The sequence below is a fragment of the Burkholderia sp. WAC0059 genome, assembly GCF_002870125.1.
Lineage (GTDB): Bacteria > Pseudomonadota > Gammaproteobacteria > Burkholderiales > Burkholderiaceae > Paraburkholderia.
The window spans coordinates 12529-27649 of the sequence record NZ_PNEO01000017.1; the positions used below are offsets into that span (position 1 = coordinate 12529).

Annotated in this window: 15 protein-coding genes and 1 tRNA gene; all 16 read right to left on the reverse strand. The window is 63.8% G+C overall.

Features of this window, described 5'->3' with window-relative positions; translation table 11 throughout:
- Positions 1-22: 22 nt before the first annotated feature.
- The 16 genes from CY652_RS17350 to tpiA all read right to left on the reverse strand — a co-directional run bounded on the left by CY652_RS17350 (position 23) and on the right by tpiA (position 15078).
- On the reverse strand, positions 23-1513 hold the full coding sequence (locus tag CY652_RS17350) for an NADH-quinone oxidoreductase subunit M (protein WP_102131957.1): 1491 nt from the start codon (positions 1511-1513) through the stop codon (positions 23-25).
- 16 nt (positions 1514-1529) lie between these two features.
- Entirely contained in the window at positions 1530-3569 is a 2040-nt protein-coding gene (nuoL, locus tag CY652_RS17355) for an NADH-quinone oxidoreductase subunit L (protein WP_102132057.1), read from the reverse strand.
- A 19-nt stretch (positions 3570-3588) separates the two neighbouring features.
- Entirely contained in the window at positions 3589-3894 is a 306-nt protein-coding gene (gene nuoK, locus CY652_RS17360) for an NADH-quinone oxidoreductase subunit NuoK (RefSeq protein WP_102131958.1), read from the reverse strand.
- A gap of 17 nt (positions 3895-3911) precedes the next feature.
- Positions 3912-4586, reverse strand: coding sequence for an NADH-quinone oxidoreductase subunit J (locus CY652_RS17365; protein ID WP_102131959.1), 675 nt, complete (start codon positions 4584-4586; stop codon positions 3912-3914).
- A 146-nt stretch (positions 4587-4732) separates the two neighbouring features.
- A complete protein-coding gene (nuoI, locus tag CY652_RS17370) occupies positions 4733-5221 on the reverse strand; it encodes an NADH-quinone oxidoreductase subunit NuoI (RefSeq protein ID WP_102131960.1) in 489 nt (162 codons plus the stop codon).
- Between the two features lie 13 nt (positions 5222-5234).
- Positions 5235-6299 (reverse strand): NADH-quinone oxidoreductase subunit NuoH, encoded by a 1065-nt coding sequence (gene nuoH, locus CY652_RS17375; RefSeq protein ID WP_102131961.1) that lies wholly within the window; start codon positions 6297-6299, stop codon positions 5235-5237.
- Entirely contained in the window at positions 6300-8636 is a 2337-nt protein-coding gene (gene nuoG, locus CY652_RS17380) for an NADH-quinone oxidoreductase subunit NuoG (RefSeq protein ID WP_102131962.1), read from the reverse strand. It abuts the gene before it with no gap.
- Between the two features lie 127 nt (positions 8637-8763).
- Complete coding sequence (gene nuoF, locus CY652_RS17385) at positions 8764-10092, reverse strand: NADH-quinone oxidoreductase subunit NuoF (protein ID WP_102131963.1); 1329 nt, start codon at positions 10090-10092, stop codon at positions 8764-8766.
- A complete protein-coding gene (nuoE, locus tag CY652_RS17390; RefSeq protein WP_102132058.1) occupies positions 10089-10574 on the reverse strand; it encodes an NADH-quinone oxidoreductase subunit NuoE in 486 nt (161 codons plus the stop codon). Before nuoE ends, nuoF begins: the two co-directional genes overlap by 4 nt.
- Before the next feature lie 125 nt (positions 10575-10699).
- Positions 10700-11953 carry an NADH-quinone oxidoreductase subunit D gene (locus CY652_RS17395; RefSeq protein WP_102131964.1) on the reverse strand — a complete coding sequence of 418 codons (1254 nt, stop codon included), beginning with the start codon at positions 11951-11953 and terminating at the stop codon, positions 10700-10702.
- Between the two features lie 9 nt (positions 11954-11962).
- The gene (locus tag CY652_RS17400; protein ID WP_102131965.1) at positions 11963-12565 is read right to left on the reverse strand and encodes an NADH-quinone oxidoreductase subunit C; all 603 of its coding nucleotides are present in this window, start codon (positions 12563-12565) and stop codon (positions 11963-11965) included.
- A 21-nt stretch (positions 12566-12586) separates the two neighbouring features.
- Positions 12587-13066 carry a NuoB/complex I 20 kDa subunit family protein gene (locus CY652_RS17405; RefSeq protein ID WP_027819582.1) on the reverse strand — a complete coding sequence of 160 codons (480 nt, stop codon included), beginning with the start codon at positions 13064-13066 and terminating at the stop codon, positions 12587-12589.
- A 61-nt stretch (positions 13067-13127) separates the two neighbouring features.
- The gene (locus tag CY652_RS17410) at positions 13128-13487 is read right to left on the reverse strand and encodes an NADH-quinone oxidoreductase subunit A (protein WP_102131966.1); all 360 of its coding nucleotides are present in this window, start codon (positions 13485-13487) and stop codon (positions 13128-13130) included.
- Between the two features lie 154 nt (positions 13488-13641).
- A tRNA-Leu gene (locus CY652_RS17415) sits at positions 13642-13726 on the reverse strand.
- 116 nt (positions 13727-13842) lie between these two features.
- The gene (secG, locus tag CY652_RS17420) at positions 13843-14226 is read right to left on the reverse strand and encodes a preprotein translocase subunit SecG (RefSeq protein WP_102131967.1); all 384 of its coding nucleotides are present in this window, start codon (positions 14224-14226) and stop codon (positions 13843-13845) included.
- A gap of 69 nt (positions 14227-14295) precedes the next feature.
- Entirely contained in the window at positions 14296-15078 is a 783-nt protein-coding gene (gene tpiA, locus CY652_RS17425) for a triose-phosphate isomerase (protein ID WP_102131968.1), read from the reverse strand.
- Positions 15079-15121 lie beyond the last annotated feature (43 nt).

Consider the following 15121-nt stretch of genomic DNA (forward strand, 5'->3'; position numbering starts at 1 on the left):
TTTTGAGTCTTCCGCTCAGGCGTCACTGCGACAGCGGCAGCTTCGACTGCGCAACGTGGGTAAGAAGATTGTCCACGGAAACGTGCATCACATCGGTGAAGGGCTTCGGATAGATGCCCATGAACAGCGTCAATAGCGCCAGCATGGCCAGGATCAGGTACTCGCGGTGGTCGATGTCCTTGAGCAACTTCACATGGTCGTTGACGATCGCGCCGAAATAAACGCGCTTGTACATCCACAGCGTGTAACCCGCGCCGAGGATCAGCGTGAACGCCGCCCCGAACGCGATCCAGAAATTGAACCGCACGGCGGCCAGAATCACCATGAACTCGCCGACGAAGCCCGAGGTACCCGGCAAACCGCAATTGGCCATCGAAAACAGCATCGCGAGCGCGGCGAACTTCGGCATCACGTTGACGACGCCACCGTAATCCGCGATCTGGCGCGAGTGCATGCGATCATAAAGCACGCCGATGCAAAGGAACATCGCGCCCGACACGAAGCCGTGCGAAAGCATCTGGACGATCGCCCCTTCCACGCCGAGCTGGCTGAAGATGAAGAACCCGAGCGTCGCGAAGCCCATGTGGGCGATCGACGAATACGCGACCAGCTTCTTCATGTCCGCCTGCACCATCGCGACGAGCCCGATGTAGATCACGGCGATCAACGAGAGCGTGATGATCACCGGCGCAAGATAGCGGCTCGCGTCGGGCGTGACCGGCAGCGAAAAGCGCAGGAAGCCGTACGCGCCGAGCTTCAGCATGATCGCCGCGAGCACCACCGAGCCGCCCGTCGGCGCTTCCACGTGCGCGTCGGGCAGCCACGTGTGAACGGGCCACATCGGCACCTTCACGGCGAACGCGACGAAGAACGCGATGAACAGCAGGATCTGCGGCAGCATCGCCAGCTTCACGTCCTGCCATGCGGCGAGATCGAACGTGCCGGTCTGGTGATACAGATAAATCAGCGCGACCAGCATCAGCAGCGAACCGGCCAGCGTGTAAAGGAAGAACTTGAACGCCGCATACACGCGGTTCGGCCCGCCCCAGACGCCGATGATGATGTACATCGGGATCAGCGTGGCCTCGAAGAACACGTAGAACAGCAGCCCGTCCGCCGCGCAGAACACGCCCACCATGATCCCCGAAAGGATCAGGAACGCCGCCAGATACTGCGCGACGTTCTTCGTGACGACCTGCCAGCCCGCGATCACGACGATGACCGTGATCAGCGAGGTCAACACGACGAACCACATCGAAATGCCGTCCACGCCGAGGTGGTACGAGATGTGGAAGCGCTCGATCCACGTCGCCTGCTCGACGAACTGCAGCGCCGCCGTGCTGGAGTCGAAACCCGTGATGAGCGCGAGCGTGACCAGAAAGCTGAGCACGGCCCCGCCCAGCGACAGCCACCGGGCCGCCGCCGGGTGTCGGTCGGAACCCGTCGCGAGGACGAGGAGGCCAGATGCGATAGGCAGCCAGATGGCCGTGCTGAGTATCGGGTACGTGTTCATTCGGGGGTCCCCCGCCTTATTTGCCGCTCAGCGTGACAAATAGGGTTAGGAGCCCCAGCATCCCGATGATCATCGCGAATGCGTAATGGTAGATATAACCGGACTGCAGGAAGCGGATCACGCTCGCGAACCAGCCCACGAAGCGCGCGCTGCCGTTCACGATGCCGTCGATCACGACCTCGTCGCCCTCCTTCCAGAGGCCACGGCCGAGCGCCACCGCGCCGCGCGCGAACACCACGTCGTTGAACTTGTCGATGTAGTAGGCGTTGACCAGCAGCTTGTAGATCGGGGAGAACGTCTTCCGGATCGAAGCCGGCAGCTCCGGACGCTTCAGATACAGGAACCAGGCCACGACGACGCCGGCCAGCGCCAGCCAGACCGGCAGGCTTTCCACCGACTGCAGGCCCATCGCGCTCCAGCCGTGGAATTCGCCGGCCATGTCGGCCAGTGCCGGATGGTTCGCGCCGATGAAGATGACCTTGTCGAACACCACGCCGCTCTGGAAGAAGTTGCCGTACAGCAGCGGACCGATGGCGATCGCGCCGATCACGACGGACGGAATCGCCAGCAGCACGAGCGGCACCCAGACGACCCACGGCGACTCGTGCGGAACGTGGACTTGATGCGCCTCGTCATGAACGTGATGGCTGGCCGCCTCGGCGCCCATCGGCGACTCCGGATGCTTCGGCTTGCGGAAGCGCTCCTCGCCGTGGAACACGAGGAAGTACATGCGGAACGAGTAGAGCGCCGTCACGAACACGCTCGCCACCACGGCGAAAGACGCGAAGCCCGAACCCGGCAGTGTCGAAAGCCGGACCGCGTCGATGATCGAGTCCTTCGAGTAGAAGCCCGAGAAGAACGGCGTGCCGATCAGCGCCAGCGCGCCGACGAGCGTCGTGATCCAGGTGATCGGCATGTACTTGCGCAGGCCGCCCATGTTGCGCATGTCCTGGTCGTGGTGCATGCCGATGATGACCGAGCCCGCGCCGAGAAACAGCAGCGCCTTGAAGAACGCGTGCGTCATCAGGTGGAAGATCGCGACCGGATAGACCGACACGCCGAGCGCGACCGTCATGTAACCGAGCTGCGAGAGCGTCGAATAGGCGATCACGCGCTTGATGTCGTTCTGCACGACGCCGAGGAAGCCCATGAACAGCGCGGTGATGGCGCCGATCACGGTGATGAACGACAGCGCCGCATCGGAGAGTTCGAAGAGCGGCGACATGCGCGCCACCATGAAGACGCCGGCCGTCACCATCGTCGCCGCGTGGATCAGCGCCGAGATCGGCGTCGGGCCTTCCATCGAGTCGGGCAACCAGACGTGCAGCGGAAACTGCGCCGATTTGCCCATCGCGCCGATGAAGAGACAGATGCAGGCCACCGTCAGGAGGCCCCATTGCGTGCCGGGGAACGTCAGCCCGGCCAGCTCGTGGCTCTTCGCGAACACGTCGGTGTAGTCCAGCGAGCCGGCGTAGGCGAGCAGCAGGCCGATGCCGAGCAGGAAGCCGAAGTCGCCGACGCGGTTCACGATGAACGCCTTCAGGTTGGCGTAGATCGCGCTTTGCCGCTGGAAGTAGAAACCGATCAGCAGGTACGAGACGAGCCCCACCGCTTCCCAGCCGAAGAACAGTTGCAGGAAGTTGTTGCTCATCACGAGCATCAGCATCGAGAACGTGAAGAGCGCGATGTACGAGAAGAATCGCTGATAGCCGTCTTCGTCGGCCATGTAACCGATCGTGTAGATGTGCACCATCAGCGACACGAAGGTCACGACGCACATCATCAGCGCGGTCAGCGAGTCGACGAGGAAACCGATCTCGAACTTCAGGCCGCCCACCGACATCCACTCGTAGACGGTCGAGTTGAAGCTGGCGCCGCCGAGCACGTCGACGAGCACGATGACGGAAAGCACGAACGAGATCGCCACGCCGAGGATCGTGACCGTGTGCGCGCCGACGCGGCCCACGGTCTTGCCGAACAGCCCGGCGATCAGGGAGCCGACCAGCGGGGCGAGCGGTATCGCCACCAGCATGTTTTCGTTGAGTGTCGTTGACATCATTCAGTCTCCCCTGAAATTAGCCCTTGAGCTGATCGAGATCCTCGACGTTGATCGTATCGAGGTTGCGGAACAGGGTCACCAGAATCGCCAGGCCGATCGCCGCTTCCGCTGCGGCGACGGTCAACACGAAGAACACGAAAATCTGGCCATGCACATCGCCGAGGTAATGCGAGAACGCGACGAAATTGGTATTGACCGCCAGCAGCATCAATTCGATCGCCATCAGGATAATGATGACGTTGCGACGGTTCAGGAAGATGCCGACGATCGAAATGGCAAACAGGATCGCGCCGAGCACAAGGTAGTGGGCAAGGGTCAACATGGGTTCTTCTCCTTCGCTCAGCCGTTGCCGCCGGGCGCCGTTTGTGCTGCTCCGTCCGCCGTCACCGGTTCTTCCGGCGCGGGCTTTTCGGTCGGCATCTTCACGATGCGCACGCGATCCTCGCGGCGCACCCTGACCTGCTTCGACACGGACTGACGCTTGCGATCCTTGGGCTCGCGCACCGTCAGGCCGATCGCCGCGATGATCGCCACGAGCAGCACGAGGCCGGCGACTTCGAATGCGAAGATGTAATTCGTGTAGATGATGCGGCCGATCAACTGCGTGTTCGAGATCGCCGCGGACGGCGCGGCGCCGGCCGTCGCGTCGCGCACGGGGGAGGTGGTCGCGCCGTAGCCGTGCCAGAGGATCAGGGCCGTCTCGACCACGATGATCGCGCCAACCACGCTCGCCATCGGCACGAAGCGCCTGAAGTCGCGCCGCAGGATGTCGACGTTGATATCGAGCATCATCACGACGAACAGGAACAGCACCATCACCGCGCCCACGTAGACGAGCACGAGCAGGATGGCGAGGAACTCCGCCTCGAGCAGCATCCAGATCGCCGCGGCGTTGAAGAACGCGAGCACGAGGAAGAGCGCAGCCGTGACGGGGTTGCGCGACGTGATCACCTTCAGCCCCGACAGCGTCAGAAGCAGCGCGAAGATGTAGAACAGTACGGTCGTGAATTCCATGGTTACCAGTTCATCGTTAGGCCATCGTGAGGCCGTTGCGCGGCGTGCCCCGGTACAGGCTCGCCACGCCCTGACAGTCGGACTGCGGCCTCCCCTTCCCCCGCAGCCGGCCCGGACCGCGGGCCCATGCGGCGTCAAACCGAAAATCAGCGATACGGGGCATCCGCCGCCTTATTCGCCGCGATCTGCACTTCGTAGCGATCGCCGACGGCCAGCAGCATTTCCTTCGTGAAATACAGGTCGCCGCGCTTCTCGCCGTGATACTCGAGGATGTGCGTCTCGACGATCGAATCGACCGGGCAGCTCTCTTCGCAGAAACCGCAGAAGATGCACTTGGTCAGGTCGATGTCGTAGCGCGTCGTGCGGCGCGTGTTGTCGGCGCGCTTCTGCGACTCGATCGTGATCGCGAGCGCGGGGCACACGGCCTCGCAGAGCTTGCAGGCGATGCAGCGCTCCTCGCCGTTCTCGTAGCGGCGCAACGCGTGCAGCCCGCGAAAGCGCGGCGACATCGGGGTTTTTTCTTCGGGGAACTGCACCGTGACCTTGCGCTTGAACGTATAACGCCCCGTCAGCGCGAGCCCCTTGAGCAGCTCGGTCAGAAAAAACGTCTTGAAGAAATTCTGGATTGCGTTCATTCCCTTACGCCCCTTATTTCCAGATGTTCAGCGGCGACATGATCCAGAAGCCGACCAGCACCAGCCACACCACACAGACAGGTATGAACACCTTCCAGCCGAGGCGCATGATCTGGTCGTAGCGATAACGCGGGAACGTCGCGCGCGCCCAGATGAACACCGACAGCAGGAAGAACACTTTCACGAGCAGCCAGACGACGCCCGGCACGAACGACAGGAAGCCGAACGGCGCGCTCCAGCCGCCGAGGAAGAGCGTCGCCGCCAGCGCCGAGATCACGATCATGTTGATGTACTCGGCGAGGAAGAAGAGCGCGAACGCCATGCCCGAGTAATCGATCATGTGACCGGCGACGATCTCAGACTCGCCTTCCACCACGTCGAACGGATGGCGGTTCGTTTCGGCGATGCCCGAGACGAAGTAGACGACGAACATCGGCAAAAGCGGCAGCCAGTTCCAGGACAGGAAGTTCAGCCCCCAGCTCGCGAAGATGCCGCGCTCCTGCGAAGCGACGATGTCCGAGAGGTTCAGGCTGCCCGAGACCATCAGCACGACGACGAGCGCGAAGCCCATCGCGATTTCGTACGACACCATCTGCGCTGCCGCGCGCATCGCGCCGAGGAACGCGTACTTCGAGTTCGACGCCCAGCCGGCGAGAATCACGCCGTACACGCCGATCGACGAGATCGCCATCACGTACAGCAGCCCGGCGTTGATGTTGCCGAGCACCGCGCCCGCCTGGAACGGGATCACGGCCCACACGGCGAACGCCGGCACGACCACCATGATCGGCGCGACCATGTAGATCCAGCGGCTTGCCTGGGTCGGCTGGATCACCTCCTTGAGCAGCAGCTTCAGCACGTCGGCGATCGGCTGCAGCAGGCCGGCCGGGCCGACGCGGTTCGGGCCGAGCCGCACGTGCATCCAGCCGATCAGCTTGCGCTCCCAGAGGATCAGGTACGCCACGCACAGCAGGACCGCCACCGAGACCACGAGAATGCGCACCAGCGCCCAGACGGTGGGCCACGCCACGCCGAGCAACTGGCTGCCGCCTGCATTGATCGAATCGAACAAGCTCATTTACGCCTTCTCCACCCGCAGTTCACCGAACAGGCCGCCGAGCGCCGCGCCGGCAGGCGTGGCCGCCGACACCCGCACCACCGTCGGCGCCAGCCCCGCATCGCGCGCGGCCGGCGCCGTCACCGTCAGATCGCCCTGGCTCACGCGCACGGCGTCGCCGTCCTTCAGACCGAGCACATCGAAAAGACCGGCCGGCAGTCCGACCGTATGGGCCGCGCGCGCCGCCACCGTCAGATGCAGCGCGCCCGCGCGCCGCACGATCGGATCGGCGTGATAGATCGGCACGTCCGCGACGCGTTCGAAGCGGCCGTCCGACGCTTTCGCCGCGGCGTTGCCCCGCGCGAGCGCAACGCCCGCGACGTTGGACAGGCGCCCTTCGAGGCTGCCGTAGCCGAGCGCCTTGTTGCGCACTTCTTCCGCCGTCTCGAACGAGAAATCGGGCGCGCCGACCAGCGTGCCCAGCACGCGCAGCACCTTCCACGCGGGCCGCGTCTCGCCGAGCGGCCGCACGACGCCGTTGAACGTCTGCACCGTCGCTTCCGCGTTGACGAACGTGCCCGACGTTTCCGTGAACGGCGCGATCGGCAGCAACACGTCGGCGTAGTCGAGCCCGGTACGGTACGGCGAGAGCACGACGACCATTTCCGCCTGGGAGAGCGCGGCACGCGCCGCGGCCGGGTTCGCCGTGTCGAATTCCGGCTCGACGTTGAGCAGCAGATAACCCTTGCGCGGCTGCTCGAACATCTCGCGCGCGTTCAGTCCGTCGCGGCCCGGCACGACGCCCGCGAGCCATGCGCCGACGGTGTTCGCCGCCTCGGTCAGGAAGCCCAGCGTCGCGCCCGTCGTTTCGGCGATCCATTGCGCGGCCGCATGCAAGCTCGAAAAGTCCGGATGCTGGACGGCGCTGTTGCCCAGCAGCACGAAACGGCGTTCGCCGCTTTCGAGCGAGGCGGCCACCTGCTTCGCGGCTTCCGTGGCCTGGGCCGACGCGAACGCGTCGGGCAGTGCCACGCCCTTCGATTCGGCCACGGCGGCGGCGATCGCCGCCAGCTCGTCGAACCAGGCCGACGGCGCAGCGACGAGACGCTGTGCGGACGGAATCAATGCGTTGTCGTCGCTCGCCTGCAGCAGCGTCAGCGCGGCGCCGCCCTTGGCCGCCTGGCGCAGACGCGCGGCGAAGAGCGGATGGTCGCGGCGCAGGAACGAGCCGACGACGAGCGCGGCATCGGTCGCCGAGAGATCGGCGATCTTCGCTCCGAGCCACGGTGCGCCGGCCGGGGTTGCCCGGAAGTCGCTCTGGCGCAGCCGGAAATCGACGTTCGGCGTGCCGATCGCGTTGGCGAACTGCTTGAACAGAAACAGTTCTTCGACGGTGCTGTGCGGGCTCGCGAGCGCGCCGATCGCATTCTCGCCGTGCTGCTGGCCGATGCCCTTGATGCCCTTCACGACGTAATCGAGCGCCGTTTGCCAGTCCGTCTCGATCCACTCGCCGCCCTGCTTGAGCATCGGCTTCGTGAGGCGCTCCGCGCTGTTGAGGCCTTCGTACGAGAAACGGTCCTTATCCGAGATCCAGCATTCGTTGATCTCCTCGTTCTCGAACGGCAGCACGCGCATCACACGATTGTTCTTCACCTGCACGACGAGGTTCGCGCCGACCGAGTCGTGCGGGCTCACCGACTTGCGGCGCGACAGCTCCCAGGTCCGCGCGCTGAAGCGGAACGGCTTGCTCGTGAGCGCGCCGACCGGGCACAGGTCGATCATGTTGCCCGAGAGCTCGGAGTCGACGGTCTTGCCGACGAACGTCGTGATTTCCGAATGCTCGCCGCGGCCCAGCATGCCGAACTCCATCACGCCGGCGATTTCCTCGCCGAAACGCACGCAGCGCGTACAGTGGATGCAGCGCGACATCTCTTCCATGGAGATCAGCGGGCCGACGCTCTTGTGGAACACGACGCGCTTTTCCTCGTTGTAGCGCGAGGCCGACTTGCCGTAGCCGACGGCCAGATCCTGCAACTGGCATTCGCCGCCCTGATCGCAGATCGGGCAGTCGAGCGGGTGATTGATCAGCAGGAACTCCATCACGGCTTGCTGGCCCTTCACCGCCTTCTCGGACGACGTGCGCACGATCATGCCGGCCGACACGGGCGTCGCGCAGGCCGGCACGGCCTTCGGCATCTTCTCGACGTCGACGAGGCACATACGGCAGTTGGCCGCGATGGACAGCTTTTTGTGATAGCAGAAGTGAGGAATGTACGTATCGACCTTGTGCGCAGCCTGGATCACCATGCTGCCTTCGGGCACCTCGACCTTCTTGCCGTCTATTTCAAGTTCAACCATGATGGTCAATCATCCTTAACCTGTTACCGCCCAACCGTTCGCCCCCGACCCATCGCGCGACTGCGCGATGGGTTGCGCGGTGCCTGCCCCGTGATTCGCGATTCCCGCGCGAGGCCGGAACCGGCGGTTACGCGGCCACCGTTTCCGCCGCGGCATGCGCGCCGGCGGGAGCGTCGACGAGACAACGCTTGTTGGTCACGTGATATTCGAATTCGTCCCAGTAGTGCTTGAGCATGCCGCGCACCGGCATGGCCGCCGCGTCGCCGAGCGCGCAGATCGTGCGGCCCATGATGTTCTCGGCGACCGAGTTCAGCAGGTCGAGGTCTTCCTTGCGCCCGAGCCCGTGCTCGATGCGGTTGACCACGCGGTACAGCCAGCCCGTGCCTTCGCGACACGGCGAGCACTGGCCGCACGATTCCTCGTGATAGAAGTACGACAGGCGCAGCAGCGAGCGCACCATGCAGCGCGTCTCGTTCATGACGATCACGGCGCCGGAGCCGAGCATCGAACCCGCCTTCGCGATCGAGTCGTAGTCCATGTCGATCTGCATCATCATGTCGCCCGGAATCACCGGCGCGGAAGAACCGCCCGGAATCACGGCCTTCAGCTTCACGCCGCCGCGCATGCCGCCGGCCAGTTCGAGCAGCTTCGCGAACGGCGTGCCGAGCGGCACTTCGTAGTTGCCCGGCAGCTCGACGTCGCCCGACACCGAGAAGATCTTCGTGCCGCCGTTGTTCGGCTTACCGAGTTCGAGATAATTCTGCGGGCCGACCGTGAGCAGGAACGGCACGGCCGCGAACGTCTCAGCGTTGTTGATCGTGGTCGGCTTGCCGTACACGCCGAAGCTGGCCGGGAACGGCGGCTTGAAGCGCGGCTGGCCCTTCTTGCCCTCGAGCGATTCGAGCAGCGCGGTTTCCTCGCCGCAGATGTAGGCGCCGTAGCCGTGGTGCGCGTTGAGCTCGAACGAAAAGTCGGTGCCGAGAATGTTCCGGCCGAGCAGGCCGGCGGCGCGCGCTTCGTCGAGTGCCGCCTCGAAGCGCCTGTAGACTTCCCAGATTTCGCCGTGGATATAGTTGTAGCCGGCCGTGATGCCCATCGCGTAGGCGCCGATCGTCATCCCCTCGATCAGCGCGTGGGGATTCAGGCGCAGGATATCGCGATCCTTGAACGTGCCGGGCTCGCCTTCGTCCGAATTGCAGATGAGGTACTTCTGCCCCGGAAACTGGCGAGGCATGAAGCTCCACTTGAGACCGGTCGGAAAACCCGCGCCGCCGCGGCCGCGCAACCCCGACGCCTTGACGTCGGCGATGACCTGCTCGGGCGGAATCTTTTCCTCGACGATGCGGCGCAGCTGCTTGTAGCCGCCGCGCGCGACGTAGTCTTCGAGATGCCAGTTCTCGCCGTTCAGGCCGGCCAGAATCAGCGGTTTGATGTGACGATCGTGCAGGGCTGTCATTTCGAAAGCTCCTCGAGCAGCTGGTCGATCTTTTCGCGGCTCATGAAACTGCACATGCGGTGATTGTTCACGAGCAGCACGGGCGCGTCGCCGCAGGCCCCCATGCACTCGCCCTCTTTCAGGGTGAAGCGGCCGTCGGGCGTCGTCTCGCCGAAGTCGATGCCGAGCTTCTGCTTCAGATATGCGGCCGTGCTTTCGGCGCCGCCGTGCGGGCCCAATTGGCAGGGCAGATTCGTGCAGAGCGTAATCTTGTGTTTGCCGACCGGCCGCGTCTCGTACATCGTATAGAAGGTCGCCACCTCCTGCACCGCGACGTCCGGCATGCCCAGATAGCTGGCGACGAACTGCATGAGCTCGGGCGAGAGCCAGCCGTGCTCCTCCTGGGCCACGGCCAACGCCGTCATCACGGCGGACTGTTTCTGATCGACGGGATACTTCGCGATCGCGCGATCAATTTCTTTCAGGCCTTCAGCTGAGATCATTTTCAGACACGACTCTTTCAATTCCTGCTGAACGAAAACCTGCCGCATGCTGCATGCCGCGACAGACGTGGCGTTCCGTGCAATGCGCGACGCGCCCCGACGCGCCCTGTTCCAGCCGGTGCCGCCTAGCGGTCGATTTCCCCGAACACGATGTCCTGCGTGCCGATGATGGTCACCGCATCGGCAATCATGTGACCCCGCGCCATTTCGTCGAGCGCCGACAGGTGCGCATAGCCCGGCGCGCGAATCTTGAGCCGGTACGGCTTGTTCGCGCCGTCCGACACGAGATAGATGCCGAACTCGCCCTTCGGATGCTCGACGGCCGCGTAGGTTTCGCCTTCGGGCACGTGAAAGCCTTCGGTGAAGAGCTTGAAGTGGTGAATCAGCTCTTCCATGTTCGACTTCATGTTCACGCGCGAGGGCGGCACCACCTTGTGGTTGGCGACCATCACCGGCCCCGGATTCTTGCGCAGCCATTCGATGCACTGCTTCGCGATCCGCGTGGACTGGCGCATCTCCTCGATGCGCACGAGATAGCGGTCGTAGCAGTCGCCGTTCACGCCGACCGGGATGTCGAAATCGACCTGGTCGTACACCTCGTACGGCTGCTTCTTGCGCAGATCCCATTCGACGCCCGAGCCGCGCAACATCGCGCCCGTCAGACCCAACTGCAGCGCGCGCTCGGGACTCACCACGCCGATGCCCACGAGCCGTTGCTTCCAGATCCGGTTGTCGGTGAGCAGCGTCTCGTATTCGTCGACGCAGCCCGGAAAACGCGTGAAGAAGTCGTCGATGAAGTCGAGTACCGAGCCCTGGCGCGCCTCGTTCATCTTCGCGAGCGCCTTCTCGTTGTGAATCTTCGACGCCTTGTATTGCGGCATTGCGTCAGGCAGGTCGCGATAGACGCCGCCCGGACGGTAGTAGGCTGCGTGCATGCGCGCGCCCGAGACCGCCTCGTAGATGTCCATCAGGTCTTCGCGCTCGCGGAACGCGTAGAGGAACACGGCCATCGCGCCGACGTCGAGCCCGTGCGAACCGATCCACATGAGGTGGTTCAGCACCCGCGTGATCTCGTCGAACAGCACGCGGATGTATTTCGCGCGGATGGGCACGTCGATGCCGAGCAGCTTTTCGATGGCGAGCACGTAGCCGTGCTCGTTGACCATCATCGACACGTAGTCGAGCCGGTCCATGTACGGCACGGACTGAATGAACGTCTTGTTCTCGGCCAGCTTTTCGGTGCCGCGGTGCAGCAGGCCGATGTGCGGATCGGCGCGCTGGATCACTTCGCCGTCGAGTTCGAGCACGAGGCGCAGCACGCCGTGCGCGGCCGGGTGCTGCGGTCCGAAATTGAGCGTGTAGTTTTTGATCTCTGACATGCGACCCTCTCAGTGTTTCAGACCGCCGTACCGATCTTCCCGGATGACGCGAGGCGTAATCTCTCTGGGCTCGATCGTCACCGGCTGGTAGACAACACGCTTTTGCTCCGGGTCGTAGCGCATCTCGACGTAGCCCGAAATCGGAAAGTCCTTGCGGAACGGATGGCCGATGAACCCGTAGTCGGTCAGGATCCGCCGCAGGTCCGGATGGCCCTCGAACACGATGCCGAACAGGTCGAACGCCTCGCGCTCGTACCAGTTCGCCGAACTCCAGACGTCGACGACCGACGGGATGATCGGCACGTCGTCGTCGGGCGCGAACACGCGCACGCGCAGGCGCCAGTTGTGCGTGATCGACAGCAGATGCAGCACCGCAGCAAAACGCGGCCCCTCGTAGGCACCGTCGCCGTAGGTCTGGTAGTCGATACCGCACAGGTCGCTTAGCTGCTCGAAACGCAGCGACGGATTGTCGCGCAGCTCGCCTGCAATCTTGAGAAATTCGCCCGATTTGACGACAATCGTCAAATCGCCGAGAGATTCCGTTAGGCTCGTGAGGCGCTCGCCGAACACCGCTTCGAGGTTCGCTTTCAGGGTCTCGAGTTTGCTTGCCATATTGTGGGGAACGCTGTGGCCTTATTGACGGGCGATGGTGCTGGTTCGGCGGATCTTCGCCTGTAGCTGGATCACCCCGTAGACCAGGGCCTCCGCTGTGGGCGGACAACCGGGCACGTAGACGTCGACGGGCACGATGCGATCGCAGCCGCGCACGACCGAGTACGAGTAGTGGTAGTAACCGCCCCCGTTCGCGCACGACCCCATCGAGATCACCCAGCGCGGCTCGGCCATCTGGTCATACACCTTGCGCAGCGCGGGCGCCATCTTGTTGCACAGCGTTCCGGCGACGATCATCACGTCGGACTGGCGCGGGCTCGGACGAAACACCACGCCGAAACGGTCGAGGTCGTAGCGGGCGGCGCCCGCGTGCATCATCTCGACAGCACAGCATGCAAGGCCGAACGTCATGGGCCAGAGCGACCCTGTGCGCGTCCAGTTGATCAGTTTGTCGGCCGTGGTGGTGACAAACCCTTCCTTCAAGACCCCTTCGATACTCATGTGCTTTCCACTCCAGACGGACGGCAGACGGCGCCGCCCATGCTAACCGGCGATTGACCCGTCATTCCCAGTCGAGGCCACCTTTCTTCCAGATATAGGCAAAGCCCAGCAGAAATTCGAGCAGGAAAACCATCATTGCCAAGAAGCCGGGCCAACCGATGCTGCGCAGGGCGACACCCCACGGAAACAGGAAGGCGGTTTCAAGATCGAAAATGATGAAGAGAATGGCGACGAGATAGTAGCGCACGTCGAACTTCATGCGCGCGTCTTCGAACGCCTCGAAGCCGCACTCGTAAGGTGAATTCTTTTCGCCGTAGGGGCGATTGGGACCGAGGATTCTGCCGATGCTGACCAGCGCTATGCCCAGACCAACACCCACGATGAGGAACAGCAAGACGGGGAAATAGGCTGCGAGGTTCAAGACTATCCTCTATCGGTTGGTTCCGGGCTCCGCAGGAACGCTCGCGCTCCGCGGGAATCACTTCAATACTTCGCGCTGCGAACAACCCCGATGCACGGCGCCAGAAGCAAAAATGCCAGCCGAAGCGAAGCAAGCGGCTGGCATATCGAATCATTGGTGCCGACGGCGAGACTCGAACTCGCACAGCTTTCGCCACTACCCCCTCAAGATAGCGTGTCTACCAATTTCACCACGTCGGCACTACTGTATGCAATCCGGGAAACAGTTCGTTAAAACACCCGCGAATCGCTTCAAGACTTGAATTCTAACCCGATCCATCGGATTGTTCAACGCACAATAACGTGCGCTCCCAAATTTATTTCGGCACGTCCGCGCCTGCGCCCGAGGCCGGTGCGACGGTCGAAGCACCTGCAGCAGGCGTCGACGCGGCGCCGGCCGACGAAGCCGCCACGACGGGCGCCGATGCCAGCGAGCCCAGCACGCCGGCCGATGGCTTCGAATGATACGAGCCGAGGTAGGTCAAAGCGAGCGTCGATGCGAAAAACACTGTTGCCAGAATGGCGGTCGAGCGCGAAAGGAAGTTGGCCGAACCGCTTGCGCCGAACAGGCTGCCCGATGCACCGCTGCCGAACGCGGCCCCCATGTCGGCGCCCTTGCCGTGCTGCAGCAACACGAGGCCGATCACCCCGAGAGCCGACAGCAACTGGACTACGATAATCAACGTCTTCAAATACAGCATCACACTCACCTGAATTCCTGTTAAGCGCGACCCGAAGGTCGCCTGCACGACGCCGGCCCGCGGCCGGATTTATTTCGTCGCGCGCCCGGCTTGCGCCGCGGCATTGCAAATCGCAAGAAAATCCGCGCTCTTGAGCGAAGCGCCGCCGATCAGCCCGCCGTCGATATCGGCCTGACCGAAGAGCTCCGCCGCATTATCCGGCTTTACGCTGCCGCCATAAAGCAACGGCACGTCCGCCACGCCGGCGCCCTTGCCCGCGAGACGCGCGCGTAGCAGCGCGTGCACCTGCTGCGCCTGCTCCGCCGTCGCGCTGCGGCCCGTGCCGATCGCCCAGACCGGCTCGTAAGCCACGACGATGCGCGCCGCCTGCTCCGGCGACAGAGAAGCCAGCACCGCGTCGAGCTGCCCGGCTACGACCACATCGGTCGAGCCCGACTCGCGCTGTTCGAGCGTTTCGCCGACGCAGACGATCGGCGTGAGGCCCGCCGCCAGCGCGCGCTGCGTCTTGATCGCAACCAGCCCGGAGCTCTCGGCGTGCCCGGCGCGCCGCTCGGAGTGGCCCACGATCGCCAGCGCCGCGCCGAAGTCGGCCACCATCGCGGCGGCCACTTCACCGGTGTAGGCTCCTTGCTCATGGGCCGAAACGTCCTGCGCTCCCCACGCGACAAGGCTTTCCGCCAGCAGCGCCTGCGCCTGCGGCAAATACGGATACGGCACGCACACGCCGACCCGCACGTCGGCCGGCAACGCCCGGCTGCCGTCGGCAACGGCCCGCAGCAACGCGGCGTTCTCCGCAAGACGGCCGTGCATTTTCCAGTTTCCGACTACCAGTTTGGCTCGTTGTTTCGACATTGTTCCGATTCGCAGAGTCGCGGTTTTAAAAACGGGAGCAAAA